A 19,273-nucleotide genomic window follows, 5' to 3' on the forward strand; every position below is an offset into this window, starting at 1 on the left:
ATCAGGCTTTGTTCTTGTTGTAGACGTCAACGAGCACGGCAGCCAGCAGCACCACACCCTTGATCACCTGCTGGTAGTCGATGCCGATGCCCAGGATGGACATGCCGTTGTTCATCACGCCCATCACGAAGGCGCCGATCACCGCACCCATCACCTTGCCCACACCGCCTGAGGCAGACGCACCGCCGATGAAGCAGGCCGCGATCACATCGAGCTCGAAGCCGAGGCCCGCCTTGGGCGTGGCGGTGTTGAGCCGCGCGGCGAACACCAGGCCCGCCAGCGCCGCCAGCACGCCCATGTTGACGAAGGCGTAGAACGACAGCCTTTCGGTCTTGATGCCCGAGAGCTTGGCCGCCTTTTCGTTGCCGCCCATGGCGTAGATGCGCCGGCCGATGGTGGTGCGCCTGGTGATGAAGTCGAACAGCACGATCAGCAGCGCCATCACGATGAGCACATTGGGCAGGCCCTTGTATGAGGCCAGCAGGTAGCTGAAGTAGATGAGCAGCGCGGCAAACACCGCGGTGCGTGCCAGGAAGAATGCAGTGGGTTCCACATGCACGCCGTGGCGCAGCCGGTTGGCCCGGGCGCGCAGGCCGGCCACCACCAGCGCGGCCGCCACGGCCACGCCCAGCAGCAGCGATGTGAGCTTGAGGCCCTCCACGCTGAACAGGTCGGGCATGAAGCCCGAGCTCAGCATCTGGAACGCTTCAGGAAAGGGGCCCACCGACTGCCCGGCCAGCAGCGCCAGCGCCAGGCCCTTGAAGACCAGCATGCCCGCCAGCGTGACGATGAACGAAGGAATGCGCGAGAACGCCACGAACCAGCCCTGCACCGCACCGATGAGGCCGCCGCAGGCCAGGCAGGCCAGCGTGGCGGGCACGAAGTGCCACTGGTACTGCACCATCAGCACCGCAGCCAGCGCGCCGATGAAGCCGCACACGGACCCCACCGACAGGTCGATGTGCCCCGCCACGATCACCAGCAGCATGCCCAGCGCCATGATGACGATGTAGCTGTTTTGCAGCACCAGGTTGGTGAGGTTGAGCGGCTGCATCAGCGTGCCGTCCGTCATGTACTGGAAGAAGCCCATGATGGCGACCAGCGTGATCAACATGCCGTACTCGCGCAGGTTGTGCTTGGCGTGGTCCAGCAGCGAACGGGTGGGGCGCGCGGGCGCACCCGGTGCAGGCGCGGCCGAGGCCGTGGGGGAGGGATTGGTCATCTGGCTCATGGTTGTTATGCGTTGCGCTGCGGGTGGCTGTCTGATGCGGAGGTACTGGCGCTGGAATTGGCACGGTCCAGGCCAGGGCCGCCGTGCAAGGGCCGCCCCGCCGCACGGGCGGCGTCCCCCTCGGGGGGGATGGCGCGAAGCGACTCAGGGGGGGCAGCCACTATCACGCGCATGATCTTTTCCTGCGATGCCTCGGCGGTCGGCATCTCGGCCACGAAGCGCCCCTCGTTCATCACGTACAGGCGGTCGGTGATGCCCAGCAGCTCGGGCATCTCCGACGAGATCACGATCACGCACTTGCCCTCGGCCGCCAGCTGGGCGATCAGGGTGTAGATCTCGTACTTGGCGCCCACGTCGATGCCGCGGGTGGGCTCGTCGAGGATGAGCACCTCGGGGTTGGTGAAGAGCCATTTGCTCAGCACCACCTTCTGCTGGTTGCCGCCCGACAGGTTGAGCGTCTTCTGGTCCACGCCCGAGCAGCGGATGCGCAGCTTCTCGCGGTAGTCCTGCGCCACGCGGTGCTCCTGCCCGCCGTCGATCACGGTGGCGGTGGACACGCCGCCCAGGTTGGCCAGCGACACGTTGAACTGGATGTCCTCGCTCAGCACCAGGCCGTTGCCCTTGCGGTCTTCGGTCACGTAGGCCAGGCCATGGGCCACGGCCTTTTCCACGGTGCTCACATCGATAGGGCGGCCATGCAGCAGCACCTGGCCGCTGATGCGCTGGCCCCATGATTTGCCAAAGATGCTCATGGCGAGTTCGGTGCGGCCCGCGCCCATCAGGCCGGCAATGCCCACGATCTCGCCCTTGCGCACCTGCAGGTTGACGCCCTTGATGAAGGCACGGTCGGGGCGCTGGGGGTGCCAGGCGTGCCAGTCGCGCACCTCGAACACGGTCTCGCCGATGCGGGGCTCGCGCCGCGGGTAGCGGTCGGCCATCTCGCGGCCGACCATGGCCTTGATCACGCGGTCTTCGCTGACCGGCGCTGCGCGGCAGTCCATCGTCTCCACCGTGCTGCCGTCGCGCAGCACGGTGATGGAGTCGGCCACGCGCGAGATTTCGTTGAGCTTGTGCGAGATCAGGATGCAGGTGATGCCCTGGGCCTTGAGTTCCAGCAGCAGGTCCAGCAGGGCCTGGCTGTCGTTCTCGTTCAGGCTGGCGGTGGGCTCGTCCAGGATCAACAGGCGCACCTGGCGCGACAGCGCCTTGGCGATCTCCACCAGCTGCTGCTTGCCCACGCCCAGGTGCGTGACCAGCGTCTCGGGCGATTCGCGCAGGCCCACCTTGTGCAGCAGCGCCTGCGTCTTGCTGTGCGCGGCCATCCAGTCGATGACGCCGTAGCGCGCGGTCTCGTTGCCCAGGAAGATGTTTTCGGCGATGGACAGCAAAGGCACCAGCGCCAGCTCCTGGTGGATGATGATCACGCCCAGGTGTTCGCTGTCGCGGATGCCGCCGAACTGGCGTTCCTCGCCGTCGTAGACGATCTCGCCGCTGTAGCTGCCGTGCGGGTACACGCCGGACAGCACCTTCATCAGCGTGGACTTGCCCGCGCCGTTCTCGCCGACGATGGCGTGGATCTCTCCGGCCTTCACGCGCAGGTTCACCTGGTTCAGGGCCACCACACCGGGGAAGGTTTTGCGGATGTTCCGCATTTCAAGAAGCATGGTTTCGGAGTCTTTGGGCGGGCCTGCTGCCTTGCCTGATTGCAGGCCGTCTGCGCAGCCCCTAGGGCAATGGCAGACGGCGGATCGGTTTGCTATGGAGTCCTTGTCAATCACCTGAAGCGTTCACGCTGAGCCCTTCGGCAGGCTCAGGACAGGCTTGTCAAAGCGCCGCGCGAGGCTTCGACTGGCTCAGCCCGAACGGGGTGTTTGCGCAAACTCCGTGAAGCCTGTCTTACTTGACTTGCGATTCTTTGTAGTACCCGCTACCCACCAGAATGGCGTTCCAGTTGGACGCATCGACCGACACGGGTTTGAGCAGGTACGAGGGCACCACCTTCACGCCGTTGTTGTAGGTCTTGGTGTCGTTGATCTCGGGCTGCTTGCCCGACAGCGTGGCGTCCACCATGTTGGCGGCCACCTTGGCCAGCTCGCGCGTGTCCTTGAACACGGTGGAGTACTGCTCGCCCTTCAGGATGGACTTGACCGAAGGCACCTCGGCGTCCTGGCCGCTGACCACGGGGCAGGGCTGCTGGGCCGTGCAGTAGCCCACGCCCTTCAAGGACGACAGGATGCCGATGGACAGGCCGTCGTACGGCGACAGCACGGCATGCACCTTGTCCTTGCCGTAGTAGGCCGACAGCAGGTTGTCCATGCGCGCCTGGGCGACCGAGCCGTCCCAGCGCAGCGTGCCCACCTTGTTCATGCCCGTCTGCTTGCTGCGCACCACCAGCTTGCCGCTGTCGATGTACGGCTGCAGCACGCTCATCGCGCCGTCGTAGAAGAAGAAGGCGTTGTTGTCGTCGGGCGAACCGCCGAAGAGTTCGATGTTGAACGGGCCCTTGCCTTGCTTCAGCCCCAGCTTGTCCACGATGGACGTGGCCTGCAGCACGCCGACCTGGAAGTTGTCGAACGTGGCGTAGTAGTCCACGTTCTTCGAGCCCTTGATCAGGCGGTCGTACGCGATGACCTTCACGCCCTTGTCGGCCGCGTTCTGCAGCACGCGCGAGAGCGTGGTGCCGTCGATGGAGGCGATCACCAGCACCTTGGCGCCCTTGGTGATCATGTTCTCGATCTGGGCCAGCTGGTTGGGGATGTCGTCGTCCGCGTACTGCAGGTCGGTCTTGTAGCCGCGCTCCTTGAGCACCTTGACCATGTTGTCGCCGTCGGCGATCCAGCGCGACGAGGACTTGGTGGGCATCGAGATGCCGATGCTGCCCTTGTCCTGGGCCGATGCCACCGACGTGGCGCCGATGGCTGCGAGCGCCACGGTGGCCAGCGCGGCCTTGAAAATTGCACGCTTCATTTGTTGTCGTCTCCTGTTGTGAATCTTTTGCTTTAAGGGATGCCAGTGGCGTCATGGCCTTTGCAACTGGCGCGGCCAAAGGCCAGTGCCATCGCGCAAGGGCCGCCACGCAGCGAACGCTGCGTTTCACTTGCGGGCGCTGGTGGCGTCCCCCTCAGGGGGGATGACGCCGCAGGCGGCTCAGGGGGAGTCAATACTTGCGGTTAGGAAATTCTTTCGCCGCGACCTCCATCGGGAAGATGCCTTCTTCCGTCACGATGCGCTTTTGCACCGTCTTGCCGGCCTTGATGTCCTTGACCGCGCTCATCAGCTGCGGGCCCAGCAGGGGGCTGCACTCCACGCTCACGTTGAGCTTGCCGGCGATCATGGCTTCGAAGGCGCCCTTGACCGCGTCGATGGAGATGATGGTGATGTCCTTGGCGGGCTTCATGCCGGCTTCTTCGATGGCCTGGATCGCGCCGATGGCCATGTCGTCGTTGTGCGCGTACAGCACGTTGATCTTCTTGCCCTCGGCCTTGAGGAAGGCTTCCATCACTTCCTTGCCCTTGGCGCGGGTGAAGTCGCCGGTCTGCGAGCGCAGGATCTTGAACTTTGGGTCGGCCTTGATGACTTCCTCAAAGCCCTTCTTGCGGTCGATGGCGGGAGCCGAGCCCACGGTGCCCTGCAGCTCGACGATGTTGACGTCGCCCTTTTGGTCCTTCATCTTCTCGACCAGCCAGCGGCCGGCCTTGCGGCCTTCTTCCACGAAGTCCGAGCCCATGAACGTCACGTACAGCGAGGTGTCCTTGACGTTGACGGAGCGGTCGGTCAGCACCACGGGGATCTTCGCGGCCTTGGCTTCGCGCAGCACGGGCTCCCAGCCGGACTCGACCACGGGCGAGAACGCGATCACGTCCACCTTCTGCGCGATGAACGAGCGAATGGCCTTGATCTGGTTCTCCTGCTTTTGCTGGGCGTCCGAGAACTTCAGTTCGATGCCGGCCTCCTTGGCGGCCGACTTGATGGATTCGGTGTTGGCGGTGCGCCATTCGCTTTCGGCGCCGACCTGGCTGAAGCCCAGGACGATGGGCTTTTGTGCCCAGGCGGCCGAAGGCAGCAGCGCGGCCACGGGGGTGGCTGCAAGGGCTATGGCAAGGGTGCGGCGGTTCAGTTTCATCATTTGTCTCCTGGTTTCTTTAATGGTTGGTTGATGACAGCGTTGCGGGATCGATCGTGCGTCTTTTTCTCGGCTCTCTTGACTCTTCGGTGACTCTTCTTTGACTCTGTTTGATTCGTTCAGGCCAGCATGTAGCCGGTCTTGACGGTGGTGTAGAACTCGGCGGCGTAGCGGCCCTGCTCGCGCGCTCCGTAGCTCGACTCCTTGCGCCCGCCGAAGGCCACGTGAAAGTCCACGCCCGCCGTGGGCAGGTTGACCATGGTCATGCCCACCGCCGCGTGGCGCTTGAAGTGCATGGCGTGCTTGAGCGATGTGGTGCAGATGCCCGCGCACAGGCCGTAAGGCGTGTCATTGGCCAGCGACAGCGCGTGGTCGTAGTCGTCGGCGCGCAGCACGCAGGCCACGGGGCCAAAGATTTCCTCGCGGGCGATGCGGTGCTCTGGCCGCGCCAGGAAGAGGGCGGGGCTCATGTAGTGGCCGGGCGTGGCGCGCTCCATGCGCTCGCCGCCCCACACATGCTCGGCCCCTTCGGTGCGGGCGATATCGACGTAGCTGAGGTTCTGGTCCAGCTGGGTGCTGTCCACCACCGGGCCCATTTCAATGCCGCGCTCCAGCGCATTGCCGACCTTGAGGGCGGTGAGCCTCTCGCGCAGGCGGGCCACGAAGGCGTCGTGCACGCGGGCTTCCACGATGAGGCGGCTCGACGCCGTGCAGCGCTGGCCTGTGGAGAAGTACGAGCCCTGCAGCGCGCAGTCCACGGCCTGCTCCAGGTCGGCATCGGCCAGCACGATCAGCGGGTTCTTGCCGCCCATCTCCAGCTGCACCTTGGCGCGCCGTGCCGAGGCCGAGCGCAGGATGCGGTCGCCGGTGGCCACCGAGCCGGTGAAGCTCAGCGCGTTGACCAGCGGGTGGTCCACCAGGGTCTGGCCGACCTCGCGGCCGCTGCCCATGACGAGGTTGAAGGCACCGGCGGGCAGGCCGCTGCGGCTGATGATCTCGGCCAGCGCCCAGCCACAGGCGGGTACCAGCTCGGCCGGCTTGAAGACCACCGTGTTGCCGTAGGCCAGGGCCGGGGCGATCTTCCAGGCCGGAATGGCGAACGGAAAATTCCACGGCGCGATGATGCCCACCACGCCCACGGGTTCGCGGGTGACGTCCACCTGCACGCCCTGGCGCACGGACGCCATCAGCTCACCCTGGATTCGCAGTGCCTCGCCAGCGAAGAACTTGAAGATCTGCCCGCTGCGCGCGACCTCGGCGATCGCCTCGGGCAGGGTCTTGCCTTCTTCGCGGGCCAGCAGCGTGCCCAGGGCCTCCTTGCGGGCCAGCAGTTCGCTGCCGATCATGTCCAGCACGTCGGCGCGGCGCTGCGGGTTGCTCTGGCTCCAGCTGGGCAGGGCATCGGCGGCGGCGCGTACGGCCAGTTCGGTTTGGTTGCGGTCGGCACGGGCGTATTCGGCCACCACTTCGCGGGTGTCCGATGGGTTGGTGCTGACGCCGGTGGTGGTGCCGATTTCCCAGCGGCCGTTGATCAGGTGCCGGGGGTTCTGCTGCATGTCGCCGAACTTCATGAGGGTCTTAATAAGCCGTTGTGACTGTTGCGGCGAAGTCTATGGATGATTTTGATATCAATCCAATCATTTTTTCGTCAAAATACATATCGATAACCGCATTCTGGAAAACCCCAGCCACCACGCCTCGCGGCGCCCCTCCCCATGAGTACCTACAACCACTGGTTCATCCGCGCCCGCCTCAAGACGCGCCAGCTGCTGCTGCTGGTGGCGCTGGCCGAGGAGGGCAACATTCACCGCGCGGCCCAGGTGCTGAGCATGACGCAGCCTGCAGCGTCCAAGCTGCTCAAGGACCTGGAGGATGTGCTGGAGGTGCCCCTGTTCGAGCGCCTGCCCCGCGGCATGCGCCCCACCTGGTACGGCGAGACCATGATCCGCCACGCGCGCATGGCGCTGGCCAACCTGAACCAGGCGCACGACGAGATCGGCGCGCTCAAGCGGGGCCACTACGGCCAGGTGGGCATCGGCGCGATCACCTCACCGGGCCTGAGCTTGCTGCCGGCGGCGGTGGCGCTGGTCAAGCAGGAGCACCCGAGCCTGCGCATTTCGCTGGACATCGAAACCAGCCCGGTGCTGCTGGAGCGCCTGGACCAGGGCAAGCTCGACATCGTGGTGGGCCGCCTGTATGAAGAGCACGACAAGAGCAACCTGCGCTATGAGCCGCTGACCGAGGAGCTGGTCTGCGCCATTACCCGGCCGGGGCACCCGTTGTCGAGCATGAGCGGGCTGACGTTGCGCGATGTGCTGTCGGCCAGCTGGATCGTGCCGCCCGCGGGGAGTGTGCTGCGGCACCGGTTCGACCTGATGTTCCAGCAGGATGGCCTGGCGCCGCCGGTGAATGTGGTGGAGACAGCGGCCCTGTTGTTCATGACGCGGATGCTGCAGCAGAGCGACATGGTGGCGGTGGTGGGGGCGGATGTGGCGCATTACTACGCGTCGCATGGGATCGTGGCGGTCTTGCCGATGGCGATGCCTTGCCATATGGATGCGTTCGGGATCATCACGCGGACGGATCGGTTGTTGTCGCCGGCGGCGAAGGTGATGATGAGGGCGTTGAAGCAGACGAGTCTGGTGCAGTATGGGAGGAAGCTGGAGGTGGGGGAGTGAGAGGCGTTGTGTGCGCTCACCGGCCGTTCGGGCTGAGCCTGTCGAAGCTTTTGTACGTCATCACTGTCCGGTCGGGTTGAGCTTGTTTGTCGAAACCTGGGCGCATCGATCCACGCCCGTTCGGGTTGAGCCTGTCGAAACCTTGCCCGTCCGCAACGCCATCCCTTCGGGTTGAGCTTGTGGAAACCTGGGCGCTGCTCGCTAGCTCGCTGGTTTGAGAGGTGTGCCTGTGCTGAGGGCGGGAGCCGGGGTGCGCGCCCGGCGGCGCGGTAACTTTCTCTTGNACCTGGGCGCTGCTCGCTAGCTCGCTGGTTTGAGAGGTGTGCCTGTGCTGAGGGCGGGAGCCGGGGTGCGCGCCCGGCGGCGCGGTAACTTTCTCTTGCGTCGCCAAGAGAAAGTCACCAAAGAGAAGGCGACCCCAAGTCTGCGACCCCTTCGCTGCGCTACGGGGCAAACCTGCGGCGGGGCGGTTGCGGGGTGCGCCGTGGAACTCACTTCGCGCTGCGCGCTCCGTTCAGACAACCACGGCGAGCTAGAGCACGAAGCATGCGCGCTCCGACGCGCATGCCACCCCTCAACCGCCCCGCCGCATGCGCAGCCACAGGGGGTGGACAGCCGAACATCCGAACAGCCACACGGGCCATCGCGTTGCTCGGCCCCGAACGCGCAGGCGCTTTGCGCCGCGACCGCCAGGCCGAGCGCAGCGATGGCCCGTGTGGATGTCCTCTCCCCCCGCCCTTCAGGATGCGCCGAGGAGCGCAGGGCGTGGGGTGAGCGTGTGCCGAAGGACACACGCATCGTGAACTGACTCGCTGCGGATGTCTGAGCGTAGCGCGGCAGCGCGCAGTGAGTTCCGCAGCGCACCCCACGACCGAGCACCGCAGGTTGCCCGCAGCGAAGCGAAGGGACGCAGGCTGTAGGGTCGCCCTTTCTTTGGTGACTTTCTTTCGGCGACGCGAAAGAAAGTTACTCGCACGCCGGGCGACTCCCGGCCTCCGCCCTCAACAAAGGCATGCTGCCCATCAGCGAGCCTGCGAGCAGCGCCCAGGTTTCGACAGGCTCAACCCGAACGGCTGTGGACCGATGCGCCCAGGTTTCGACAGGCTCAACCCGAACGGCTGTGGGCCGATGCGCCCAGGTTTCGACAAGCTCAACCCGAACGGACGTGGGTCGCTGCGCCCAGGTTTCGACAGGCTCAACCCGAACGGGCGGGGGTAACCCTAAACCCACCCAGCATCCACCTTGAACTCCTGCGCCGAACACATCGCCGCATCATCCGACGCCAGAAACAACACCATCCGCGCAATGTCATGCGGCCGCAGCTTGTCCGGCAAACACTGATTCCGCGCAATCTCCTCCTCGCCCTTCGCGTCCAGCCACAGCTTGATCTGCCGCTCCGTCATCACCCACCCTGGCGACACGGTATTGATGCGGATCCGGTCCTGCCCCAAGCTCTTGGCCAGCCCGCGCGTGAGGCCGTTCACCGACGACTTCGCAATCGCATAGCAAGGGTAGCCCGTGCCCTTGCCCTGCCAACCGGTAGAGCCCAGATTGATCACCGAACCACCCCCCAGCCTGCGCATGCCCGGCACTGCCACCTGGATGGCAAAGAACGCGGGCCGCTCGTTGATGGCCATGCGCTCGTCGTAGTACGCGGGCGTCACCGACTCGAGCGTGTGGCGGTCGTCGCTGGCCACGTTGTTCACCAGCGTGTGGAAGTCGCCCAGCTCCGTGGCGGCGTCCTGGATGGCGGCGCGCAGGGCGTCGATGTCGCGCACGTCGCACACGCGCCACCAGGGGCGGGCGAATCCGGCGTCTGCCAGTTGTTGCGCCAGGTCTTCGCTGGCCTGCCGGGCCACGTCGACGAAGGCCACGCGCGCGCCCTGCTGGGCGAACGCGGCCACGATGGCGGCGCCGATGCCGCTGCCGCCGCCGGTGACAAACACCGAGCGCCCGCGCAGGCTGGGGAAGAGCGACAGGCCGTCGGGCAGCAGGGCCGATGCCCCCGGGACGGCGGCTGTGGGGATCGAATTTGATGACATATCAATATTGGTATCGATGGATGATAAAAATATAAATTACAGGCATCAGTTTGCGTTGATAAGATGCCGACCGTCAAGAGCCCTGCAGCAGACATGGCCAAAAAACAATCACCGGAGACAACGCGTGAACCAGCTCAATATGTCCACCGCCGCGCCACAGGCAGCGGCTTTCTCAGTGCCCACCATCGGCACCGTGCGCTGCGTGCAGGCGCTGGAGTCGGAACTGGGCGAGGGCCTGATGTGGTCCGTGCGCGAACAGGCGCTGTACTGGGTGGACATCCTCGCGCGGCACCTTCACCGCTGGGACCCGGCCAGCAACGGATACCGGCGCTGGACCTTTGCCGAAGAAATCTCTGCCCTGGCGGAGCGGGCCCATGCGCCGGGCCTCATCGTGACGCTGCGCCGGGGTTTCGCGCTCTTCGACCCGGCCGCCGATGAACAGCCCCGCTACGTGCACCAGCCCGAAATGGAGCGCGCGGGAAACCGCTTCAACGACGGCAAGTGCGATGCGCAAGGGCGCTTCTGGGCGGGCTCCATGGACTTTGCGTGCGAGGCTCCCACGGGCGCCCTGTACCGCTACGACCCCGATGGCCGCTGCACCCGCCATGACGACGGTTTTGCGGTAACGAATGGCCCCACCTGGTCGGGCACGGGACAGGGCCTGACGATGTACTTCAACGACACCGTGCAAGGCTGCACCTACCGCTACGACACGGACCCCGCCACGGGCACCTTGACGAACAAGATGCTGTGGATGCGCTGGCTGCCCGAGGACGGCGTGCCCGACGGCATGACCACGGATGCGCAGGGGCGGCTGTGGATTGCGCACTGGGGCGGCTCGTGCGTGACCTGCCACGACCCGGTGACGGGGGCCGAGCTGGGCCGCGTGGCCTTGCCGGTGAGCCAGGTCACCAACTGCGCCTTCGGCGGGGCCGACTTGCGCACGCTGTTCATCACCTCGGCGCGCGGGGGCCTGACGCCTGCGCAGCTGGCGGCCGAGCCGCTGGCCGGGGCGCTGTTCGCCGTGTCCGTGGACAGCGCGGGCTTGCCCGCCCACCTGTTCGGCGGTTGACCGAGGCGGCGGCGCGCAGCCCTGCACCCCACCGCATCGCATCGCATCGCATCGCGCAGCATGGCAAGCGGGCCGCAGTTCCCCTGCCTTGCCTTGTGCACCCTTCAACGTCTCCATTTCAAGAAAGCCTGCCCATGACCGAAGCCACGCACCCCATCGTCTGGCTCCACCACGCCAACCAGCACCTGGGGCTGGTTCCCACCCTGGGCGGCAGCGTCGCGGCCTGGCAGGTCGATGACCCGCGCGGGTCGCCCGAGCGCATCGACCTGTGGCGACGCTGGGACGGCCAGACCCCTGACCTGTACAAGCTGGCATCGTTCGCGATGGTGCCCTGGTCCAACCGCATCAGCGGCGGCGGGTTCTCGCACGGCGGACAGTTCCATGCCATGCAGCCCAACCGCGCTGGCGAGCCGTACCCCATCCATGGCGACGGCTGGCTGCAGCCCTGGGCCATCAGCCAACCGGCCAGCGACACGCTGGAGATGGCGCTGCGCTCCGAGCGCTTCGACGGCAACCCGTACGACTACGACTGCGTGCAGACCTTTCGCCTGGTGGATGGGGGCCTGGACCAGAGCCTGCGGGTGCGGCACCTGGGCACCCAGCCGATGCCGTATGGCCTGGGCCTGCACCCGTGGTTCCCGCGCACACCGTCCACACACATCACCGCCCCGGTGGAGGCCGTATGGCTCAGCGGCAGCGACCCGATACCGACCCAGCACACCATGCAGTTCCCTGAAAGCTGGAACCTGAGCGAGGGCATCCCTGCGAACGGCAGCCTGATCGACAACGCCTACACCGGCTGGGGCGGCACGGCCCGCATCGAGTGGCCCGAGCGCGGTTTGCAACTGACGGCCCGCATGCCGGACTTCGAACGGGACGGCGGCGCGTCGGAACACTACTGCCTGATCTACCGCCCGCCGCAGGGCGCTGCGTTCTGCTTCGAGCCCATCACCCAGCCCATCGACGCGTTCCACCAGCCCGGGCAGCCGGGGCTGCGCACGCTGGCGCAGGGAGAGTCGCTGGAGTTGAAGGTGCAGTGGCGCTACGAATCGCTGCCGGGTTGAAGCGGGGCTGCAACCCGAAGTTCAGATCAAAATTGCCTGCTACCGCTTGACCAGAAAGCGCTAGCAGCTATTGATTTTGTAGCGAACGTACTCGGGCACAGTCACCGTCACAGCACCTGAAATCCATGGGTGCCATCGCGCCCCAGTTGCGCGACCAGGCCGAACTCCCAGTCCAGATACGCCTGCATGGCTTCGCGCGGGCTCTCCGTGCCTTCGTACGGCCGGCGGTAGCGGTCGATGCGGGGCGAGGCCAGGCGCGTCTCGCCGTGTTCCAGCGGCAGGCCCTGGGCGATCCAGGCCAGCGTGCCGCCTTCCAGCACCAAGACCTCGGCACCACCCGTCAAACGCTCCAGGTCCTTCGCCGCGAATTTGGCCAGCAGGCTGCTGCCGCAAGTCAGCACGTAGCGCTGCGCCTTCGGAATGGACTGCACGGCCTGCGCCAGTTGCGATCGGATCACGAACCACGCGCCCGGGATGTGGCGCAGCGTGTAGTTGGCGCTGGTGGTCAGGTCCAGCACGGCGGTGTGGCCGGGGCTTTCGTCTTTCAGCCAGGCGGCCAGCTGCGCTGGGGTGGCCCAGCGGATGGGGCCTTCGGGCTCGGGCACGGCGTTGGCCACGGCGCCGGTTTCGGTGAAGTCGGCAGGCTGCGCACCATCCAGCACCCACACCTCCCAGCCCATCTGCGCCAGCCACGACGCGCTCATGTTGGCGCGCACGCCGTCGTCGTCCACCAGCACCAGCCGCGCGCCGCGTACCGCGGCCGTGTGGTCGGTTTCCTGCACCAGCTGGCCGCCCGGTGCGTTGCGAAAGCCCGGCAGGTGGCCCGCCGCAAACTCTTCGGGGGTGCGCACGTCCAGCAGGTAGGTGGTGCGCTGGGCCTCGGCGGCAAAGCGGGCCAGGTCGGCGGTCTGCGCGCGCTGCACGCGGGCGCGGTCGGCCACGTTGCGGGCCTGTGCGGGGGCGCGGGTGCGGTCGGCATGCACGGCGGGGTCGAAGCGGCGCGTGGCGCCGCGCTCCAGCGTCTGCCCGGCCAGCAGCCAGCCGATGGTGCCGTTGCGCAAGGCGGCCACGGGGTTGGGGATGCCCGCGTTCACCAGCGACTGCGTGCCGATGATGCTGCGGGTGCGGCCCGCGCAGTTCACGATGATCTGCGTGGCCGGGTTGGGCGCGAGTGCCTGCGCGCGCAGCACCAGCTCGGCGCCGGGCACGCTCACGCCGGTGGGGATGTTCATGGTGTGGTACTCGTCGTAGCGGCGGGCGTCCAGCACCACCACGTCGGCCCGGGCGTCGATGAGCGCCTGCACTTCTTCTGCCGCCAGCGACGGCGTGTGGCGCTCGGCCTCCACCAGTTCGCCGAAGGACTTGCTGGGCACATTCACGTCGATGAACAGCTCGCCCCCCGCATCGCGCCAGCCCTGCAGGCCGCGTGCGAGCAGGCTCACCTCGGTGTAGCCCAGCGCCTGCAGCGTGCGCGCCGCGGGTTCGGCCAAGCCCTCGCCATCGTCGTAGACCACGATGAAGGTGTCGCGGCGCGGAATGCGCGCGAACGCCTCCAGCTCGATCTTGCTGGCGGGCAGGTTGGCGGCGAACAGGGGGTGGCCCTGGGCGAAGGGGTCTTCCTCGCGCACGTCGAGCAGGGCGATTTCACGGCGGGCGAGCAGGGCCTCGCGGACCTGGAGGACGGATGTCTGGGGCAGGGCGGGAGCGGTCATGGGCAAAGTCTTGGAAGGCTGGATCTGTGCTGGAAGGTCAGGCGGCAGCGGCGGGGTTGCGGGACAGGTCCCAGATATTGGGCAGCGTGGCGTTGCTGTAGCCGGAGATGAACGGCTTGGCCGTGCCGTCTTCCAGGTACACGCTGCGCTGCACGGCGCCGATGTTGGCGCCATACACGTGGATGCTGATGGAGGTCTGGCCGTCCCACGCGTTGTTCACCCGGTGCACATCGCCGATGGTGGGGGACACGGCATCCACATCGCCCGCGTGCAAGCGGTGCGGCGAGCCCTGGGGTGCCCAGCGGCCATCGGCGGTGCGGGCAAACGCCTGCGAGTCCTCGGACCCGCGCAGCATGCCGATCAGGCCCCACACCGTGTGGTCGTGGATGGGCGTGGCCTGGCCGGGGCCCCACACAAAGCTCACCACCGAGAAGCGGCCGAGCGCATCGGCATGCAGCAGGTACTGCTGGTAGCGCTCGGGGCTGGGCTGCGCATAGGCAGCGGGCAGCCAGTCGTCGTATGCCACCAGTGCGCCCAGCAGCGCGCTGCCGCGTGCCAGCAGGTCGGGCTCGGGCGGCGCGCTGTCCACCAGGGCGGCCAGTTGCTGCACGAAGTGGCGCAGGCGGGCGGTGTCGGGTGCTGTGGGCGTTGCGGTGGACGCGGGCAGCGGCAGGGCGGTAGAGGCGACGGCATTCATGGGTTCTATTGCACCAGCGCCGGGCATCGGGGTGTGTGGAATCTTTTGCATATGCATCTCCGTTTTTCTTCGTTCTCTTCGCGGGCCGCGCCGTCTTCAATGCGGGCAGTGCGGTGCGGGTCACCGTGGTCTTATTCATTACACGAGGTGCAGAGCATGAACGACAAGGGCCCTATTCTGGGGGGAGCAGGCACGCAGTGGTCGCGCCGGCAGTTGCTGCGCGTGGCCGGTGGCGCCAGCGTGATGGCAGCGTCCGGCGTGGTGGGCAGCCAGGTGCTGGCGGCTGGCAAGCTGCGCGAGGTGAAGCTGGCCTGGAACGCCAACGCGATCTGCCTGTCGGCGGCGCCCGTGGCGGTGGAGCGCGGCATTTTTGAAAAGCACGGCCTCAAGGTCGAGCTCATCAACTTTGCGGGCTCCACCGACCAGTTGCTGGAGACCATCGCCACGTCCAAGGCCGATGCTGGCGTGGGCATGATCCACCGCTGGATCAAGCCGCTGGAGTCGGGCTTCGATGTGAAGCTGGTGGGCAGCTCGCACGGCGGCTGCTCACGCCTGGTGGGCTATGAGGCGGCGGGCGTGACCAGCCTGCAAAAGCTCAAGGGCAAGACCATTGCCGTGTCGGACCTCAACAGCCCGGGCAAGAACTTCTTTGCCGTGCTGCTGACCAAGGCCGGCCTCAACCCCGAAAAAGACGTGACCTGGCGCCAGTTCCCCGGCGACATGCTGGGCCTGGCCGTGGAAAAAGGCGAGGCCCAGGCCATTGCCGACGGGGACCCCAACCTGCTGCTCATCCAGCGCCGCACCAAGGGCCTGGTGGACCTGGCCTCGAACCTGTCGGGCGAGTACGCCGCCAAGACCTGCTGCGTGCTGGGCGTCAGCGGCGCCATGGTGCGCAACGACAAGGGCACGGCAGCGGCGCTCACGCGGGCCATCATCGAGGCCTCGGACTTCGTGGCCGACAACCCCAACGAGACCGCGCGCATCTTCAGCCCGTATTCCAAAGTGCCGCAGGAAGACCTGCGCGCGGTGCTGGGCACGCTCACGCACCGCAGCCACCCGGTGGGCACGGCGCTGCGCCAGGAGATCGAGTTCTACGCGCGCGACTTCAAGCTCGTGAACGTGCTCAAGCCCTCGACCGACCCGGCGCGCTTTGCGGCGCACGTGCACGCAGACGTGCTGGCTTAGCAGGGAGCACCCCGCCGAGTCGCTGCGCGCCATCGCCCGCTCTCGCAGTGCGTTGCACTGCGGGCAGGGGAACGCAGCCCTCGCTGCGGGGCGGCCTTTGCCTGGCTGCCCTGGCATGGGCCGCGCCCATATCGCACCCCTGCAGCGAAGAAGCATTCACCGTGATGAACCCACACCACTGGACCTGACATGAGCACTGTTGCCGACCAAATCCTGGGCGCACCACCGGGCATCAGCCCCAAGCCATCGCCACCACCCCTGCCTGCGCCCGGCGCATCACCGCATGCCTCCATCAGTGCCCGGCCTGCCGCCGTGCCCGACTTCAAGGCGGCCCATGCCTTCCAGCGTTTCTGGTGGACAGGGCTGGCCGCCGCCGTGGCCTGGGCGGCGCTGGCCGTGCTGACCTATGTCTGGCCCAACAAGCCGGCGGGCTTCAGCGAATGGGCGTTTACCGAAGAGTTCGCAGCCGGTGCGGCAGTCATTGCGTTGGCGCTGGCGGTGGTGGCTTTGGCGCCCCGCGTGCTGGGTGCGGTGGGCCAGCGGCTGCGGCCTGCAGGCCCCTGGCTGGTGGCCATTGCCGTCGGTCTGGCGGTGTGGGAGGTCTTCACCGCCAAGCTGGGCACGCTGCCGCCGCCATTCTTCGCGCCGCCGCAAAGCCTGGTCGAGGTGTACGTGACCGACTGGGCGCGGCTGCTGGAGAGCGCCGTGGCCTCGGTTCGTCTGCTGGCGCTGGGCATCGCCATTGGCGCTGTGGCGGGCTTCGTCACTGGTGTGCTGATCGGCTGGTCGCGCCAGGCCAGCTACTGGATCCACCCGGTGCTGCGCATCCTGGGCCCGGTGCCCACCACTGCGCTGTTGCCGGTGAGCTTCTATTTCTTTCCGTCCAGCTGGTCTACCGCCATCTTTCTGATCGCACTGGGCACGGCCTTTCCGGTGGCCATCCTCACCTGGTCGGGCGTGGCGGGGGTGCACAAGAACTACTACGACGTGGCACGCACCCTGGGCGCATCGCCCTGGTTCCTGGTGCTGCGCGTGGCCATTCCGGCAGCGCTGCCGCAGGTGTTCGTGGGCCTGTTCATGGGCCTCGGGGCCGCGTTCTCCACGCTGGTGGTGGCCGAGATGCTGGGCGTGAAGGCGGGGCTGGGCTGGTACCTGACCTGGGCGCAGGGCTGGGCGGCCTACCCCAACATGTATGCGGCACTCATCGTGATGGCGCTGCTGTTCTCCAGCGTGATCACGCTGCTGTTCGTGCTGCGCGACCGCGTGCTGTCGTGGCAAAAGGGGGTGGTGAAATGGTGAGTACCGTGGCAACCCCTGTCGTGCCGGAGGGTGCACGCATCGACGCGCCCGAAGGTAAAGGTGCACGCATCGACGCGCCCGAAGGTAAAGGCGCACGCATCGACGTGCCCGGAAGTAAAGGCGCACGCATCGACGTGCGCAATGTGAGCCACTGGTTCGATGTGCCCGCCGGCCCGCTGCATGTCATCGACGAGCTGGACTTGTCGATCGCGCCGGGCGAATTCGTCGCGCTGCTGGGCCCCAGCGGCTGCGGCAAGAGCACGCTGCTGCGCCTGGTGGCGGGTCTGGAGCCCGCCACCACCGGCGAGCTGCTGCAGGACGGCGCGCCCATCACCGAGCCCGACCCGTCGCGCATCGTGGTGTTCCAGGACCCCACGCTCTTCCCGTGGCGCACGGTGTGGGACAACGTGGCCCTGGGCCTGCAGGCGCGGGGCATTCTGAAGACGCAGCGCCACCGGGTGGACGAAGCCCTGGCCCTGGTCGGCCTGCAGGACTTTGCCAAGGCCTTCCCGCACCAGCTGTCGGGCGGCATGGCGCAGCGCGTGGCGCTGGCGCGTGCGCTGGTCAACGACCCCAGCCTGCTGGTGCTGGATGAGCCGCTGGGCAAGCTCGACTCGCTCACGCGGCTGACGATGCAGACCGAGCTGGTGCAGCTGTGGCAGCGCACGGGGTTCTCGGCCCTGCTGGTCACGCACGATGTGGAAGAGGCGCTCTTCATGGCGCAGCGCGTGGTGGTCTTCTCTGACCGGCCGGCCCGTGTGAAGCAGGTGCTGGTCAACGACCTGCCGTACCCGCGCCACCGCGGCGACCCGCGCCTGGCCGCACTGAGGCACGAGGCCCTGGCGCTGCTGGGGCTGGACGCGAGCTGGTAACCACGGAGCGCCGGTTTTTCCCCTTGTCTCCCGATCTGTTGAACGGCCTGCTCGAAGGTCTGCACGCTGCGCAGCAAGGCCTGCGCGCGCTGCTGCACCTGCTGCGCCTGGCGCCCGATGTACATGGCCAGCCGGCCTGGCCACTCGCCCACCGCATCGCGGCGGAGATGCTGGTGGTGGACGCCGGCCACGCCCGGCGCGTGCTGCTGTCGCTGCTGTGCGCAGCCGGTGCGGTGTTGGCCCTGGGGCTGTCGCTGCCGTGGCGGCGCGCCCGCATGCCGCTTTGGGCCGCTGCCATCGCACTCTTGGTGCTGGCCCCGTGGCCGCAAGCGCACCTGCTGCTGGCGCCTGCCGTGCCCACCAGCCTGCACCAGTCGCCCACTGGCTTCGAAGCCACCGGCATCGTGCGCGGGCAAGCCGTGTACCAGCAGCACTGCGTGCGCTGCCACGGCACCGATGGGCGCGGCGAAGGCCCGGACGCCGCGCAACTGGCGCAGTGGCCCCCCAACCTGAACGGCGCGCTGCTGTGGAAGCGGCTGGACGGAGAACTCTTCTGGCGTGTGCGCGAAGGCATGCACAACCGCGCCGGCGTGGTGACCATGCCCGGCGTGGGCGACGCGCTGCGCGACGATCAGATCTGGGAGGTGCTGGACTACCTGCAGGCCCATGCGGCCGGACAGATGCTGCGCGAATCGGGCACCTGGGACCGCCCCGTGCGCCTGCCAGCCATGGCCGTGGCATGCCGCCAGGGGCGGGTGCGCCACAGCCGTGACTTGGCAGGCCAGCGCGTGCGCGTGGTGGCCGCATCGCAGGGTGCGCCGGCAGTGGCCGATGACCCGCGCCTGGTCACGCTGGTGGCGGGTCTGCCCGCGGGTGCCGATGCCGAATGCCAGCCGCAGGGCGGCGCAGATGCGGAGGCTGCTGCCCAGCAGGCATTGGCCTTGGTGCTGGGCGTGTCGACCGCAGAACTGCCGGGCTACCAGCTCATCGTCGACCGTGCGGGCTGGCTGCGCGCCCGGGGTGCGCCCGGCCAGGCGGCGTGGTCGGAAGACGACCTAGTCTGCCGCTCCAGCGTGGCGGCACCGTCTGTGGACGTTTCGCCGGCAAGCCGTGGCGGCAGCGCTGCGGCGCCAGCAGCGGATGGGCTGCAGGCACTCATTCGCCGCATGGATGCAGAGCCGGTGCGGTTGTTGCGGGGCGGCTTTCCGCATTGACCAGTGGTGGCGCAGCTGATGCAGTTGCTGCGTCGGCGCGGCCTGCGCCTCTGGGCTGCGGGCTGATTTCTGGACGCGCGTTCT

Annotated in this window: 15 protein-coding genes; 7 read left to right on the forward strand and 8 right to left on the reverse strand. The window is 67.3% G+C overall.

The window, feature by feature from the left end:
* Position 1 precedes the first annotated feature (1 nt).
* The 5 genes from mmsB to ASF16_RS14475 form a co-directional block, all read right to left on the reverse strand.
* Positions 2–1,231: a multiple monosaccharide ABC transporter permease gene (gene mmsB, locus ASF16_RS14455; RefSeq protein WP_056168281.1), complete on the reverse strand. Its 1,230-nt coding sequence runs from the start codon at positions 1,229–1,231 to the stop codon at positions 2–4.
* A 5-nt stretch (positions 1,232–1,236) separates the two neighbouring features.
* Complete coding sequence (mmsA, locus tag ASF16_RS14460) at positions 1,237–2,895, reverse strand: multiple monosaccharide ABC transporter ATP-binding protein (protein WP_056168283.1); 1,659 nt, start codon at positions 2,893–2,895, stop codon at positions 1,237–1,239.
* Positions 2,896–3,127: 232 nt separating this feature from the next.
* On the reverse strand, positions 3,128–4,198 hold the full coding sequence (chvE, locus tag ASF16_RS14465; RefSeq protein WP_056168285.1) for a multiple monosaccharide ABC transporter substrate-binding protein: 1,071 nt from the start codon (positions 4,196–4,198) through the stop codon (positions 3,128–3,130).
* A 190-nt stretch (positions 4,199–4,388) separates the two neighbouring features.
* Positions 4,389–5,354, reverse strand: a complete 966-nt coding sequence (locus ASF16_RS14470) for an ABC transporter substrate-binding protein (RefSeq protein WP_056169251.1) — start codon at positions 5,352–5,354, stop codon at positions 4,389–4,391.
* Positions 5,355–5,473: 119 nt separating this feature from the next.
* A complete protein-coding gene (locus ASF16_RS14475) occupies positions 5,474–6,925 on the reverse strand; it encodes an aldehyde dehydrogenase family protein (protein WP_056168287.1) in 1,452 nt (483 codons plus the stop codon).
* Between the two features lie 144 nt (positions 6,926–7,069).
* Here ASF16_RS14475 and ASF16_RS14480 point away from each other — a divergent pair, with 144 nt between their 5' ends.
* Positions 7,070–8,032: a LysR family transcriptional regulator gene (locus ASF16_RS14480; RefSeq protein WP_056168290.1), complete on the forward strand. Its 963-nt coding sequence runs from the start codon at positions 7,070–7,072 to the stop codon at positions 8,030–8,032.
* A 1,220-nt stretch (positions 8,033–9,252) separates the two neighbouring features.
* On the opposite strand, the gene ASF16_RS14485 is transcribed toward ASF16_RS14480, so the two are convergent.
* Positions 9,253–10,074: an SDR family NAD(P)-dependent oxidoreductase gene (locus ASF16_RS14485; protein ID WP_235507378.1), complete on the reverse strand. Its 822-nt coding sequence runs from the start codon at positions 10,072–10,074 to the stop codon at positions 9,253–9,255.
* 139 nt (positions 10,075–10,213) lie between these two features.
* Here ASF16_RS14485 and ASF16_RS14490 point away from each other — a divergent pair, with 139 nt between their 5' ends.
* Positions 10,214–11,146, forward strand: coding sequence for an SMP-30/gluconolactonase/LRE family protein (locus ASF16_RS14490; RefSeq protein ID WP_056168293.1), 933 nt, complete (start codon positions 10,214–10,216; stop codon positions 11,144–11,146).
* 134 nt (positions 11,147–11,280) lie between these two features.
* Positions 11,281–12,210: an aldose 1-epimerase gene (locus ASF16_RS14495; protein ID WP_056168295.1), complete on the forward strand. Its 930-nt coding sequence runs from the start codon at positions 11,281–11,283 to the stop codon at positions 12,208–12,210.
* Between the two features lie 107 nt (positions 12,211–12,317).
* Here ASF16_RS14495 and ASF16_RS14500 read toward each other — a convergent pair whose 3' ends face one another.
* Positions 12,318–13,922 (reverse strand): rhodanese homology domain-containing protein, encoded by a 1,605-nt coding sequence (locus ASF16_RS14500; RefSeq protein WP_056168298.1) that lies wholly within the window; start codon positions 13,920–13,922, stop codon positions 12,318–12,320.
* Positions 13,923–13,959: 37 nt separating this feature from the next.
* Entirely contained in the window at positions 13,960–14,619 is a 660-nt protein-coding gene (locus tag ASF16_RS14505) for a cysteine dioxygenase (RefSeq protein WP_200926904.1), read from the reverse strand.
* Between the two features lie 156 nt (positions 14,620–14,775).
* Between ASF16_RS14505 and ASF16_RS14510 the strand changes: the two genes are divergently transcribed.
* The 4 genes from ASF16_RS14510 (at position 14,776) to ASF16_RS14525 (ending at position 19,189) form a co-directional block, all read left to right on the forward strand.
* Positions 14,776–15,804, forward strand: a complete 1,029-nt coding sequence (locus ASF16_RS14510) for an ABC transporter substrate-binding protein (protein ID WP_056168302.1) — start codon at positions 14,776–14,778, stop codon at positions 15,802–15,804.
* Positions 15,805–15,993: 189 nt separating this feature from the next.
* The gene (locus ASF16_RS14515) at positions 15,994–17,103 is read left to right on the forward strand and encodes an ABC transporter permease (RefSeq protein ID WP_082516929.1); all 1,110 of its coding nucleotides are present in this window, start codon (positions 15,994–15,996) and stop codon (positions 17,101–17,103) included.
* Between the two features lie 68 nt (positions 17,104–17,171).
* Positions 17,172–17,975 (forward strand): ABC transporter ATP-binding protein, encoded by an 804-nt coding sequence (locus ASF16_RS14520; protein ID WP_056169263.1) that lies wholly within the window; start codon positions 17,172–17,174, stop codon positions 17,973–17,975.
* A gap of 23 nt (positions 17,976–17,998) precedes the next feature.
* Complete coding sequence (locus tag ASF16_RS14525; RefSeq protein WP_056168305.1) at positions 17,999–19,189, forward strand: cytochrome c; 1,191 nt, start codon at positions 17,999–18,001, stop codon at positions 19,187–19,189.
* Positions 19,190–19,273 lie beyond the last annotated feature (84 nt).

The organism is Acidovorax sp. Leaf78 (assembly GCF_001422735.1).
Classification (GTDB): Bacteria; Pseudomonadota; Gammaproteobacteria; order Burkholderiales; family Burkholderiaceae_C; genus Acidovorax.

What these genes read in the sequence shown, in the direction of transcription:
- mmsB (WP_056168281.1), bottom strand. Translation starts at nt 1,231, where the DNA reads ATGAGCCAGATGACCAATCCCTCCCCCACGGCCTCGGCCGCGCCTGCA.
- mmsA (WP_056168283.1), bottom strand. Translation starts at nt 2,895, where the DNA reads ATGCTTCTTGAAATGCGGAACATCCGCAAAACCTTCCCCGGTGTGGTG.
- chvE (WP_056168285.1), bottom strand. Translation starts at nt 4,198, where the DNA reads ATGAAGCGTGCAATTTTCAAGGCCGCGCTGGCCACCGTGGCGCTCGCA.
- ASF16_RS14470 (WP_056169251.1), bottom strand. Translation starts at nt 5,354, where the DNA reads ATGAAACTGAACCGCCGCACCCTTGCCATAGCCCTTGCAGCCACCCCC.
- ASF16_RS14475 (WP_056168287.1), bottom strand. Translation starts at nt 6,925, where the DNA reads ATGAAGTTCGGCGACATGCAGCAGAACCCCCGGCACCTGATCAACGGC.
- ASF16_RS14480 (WP_056168290.1), top strand. Translation starts at nt 7,070, where the DNA reads ATGAGTACCTACAACCACTGGTTCATCCGCGCCCGCCTCAAGACGCGC.
- ASF16_RS14485 (WP_235507378.1), bottom strand. Translation starts at nt 10,074, where the DNA reads ATGTCATCAAATTCGATCCCCACAGCCGCCGTCCCGGGGGCATCGGCC.
- ASF16_RS14490 (WP_056168293.1), top strand. Translation starts at nt 10,214, where the DNA reads ATGTCCACCGCCGCGCCACAGGCAGCGGCTTTCTCAGTGCCCACCATC.
- ASF16_RS14495 (WP_056168295.1), top strand. Translation starts at nt 11,281, where the DNA reads ATGACCGAAGCCACGCACCCCATCGTCTGGCTCCACCACGCCAACCAG.
- ASF16_RS14500 (WP_056168298.1), bottom strand. Translation starts at nt 13,922, where the DNA reads ATGACCGCTCCCGCCCTGCCCCAGACATCCGTCCTCCAGGTCCGCGAG.
- ASF16_RS14505 (WP_200926904.1), bottom strand. Translation starts at nt 14,619, where the DNA reads ATGAATGCCGTCGCCTCTACCGCCCTGCCGCTGCCCGCGTCCACCGCA.
- ASF16_RS14510 (WP_056168302.1), top strand. Translation starts at nt 14,776, where the DNA reads ATGAACGACAAGGGCCCTATTCTGGGGGGAGCAGGCACGCAGTGGTCG.
- ASF16_RS14515 (WP_082516929.1), top strand. Translation starts at nt 15,994, where the DNA reads ATGAGCACTGTTGCCGACCAAATCCTGGGCGCACCACCGGGCATCAGC.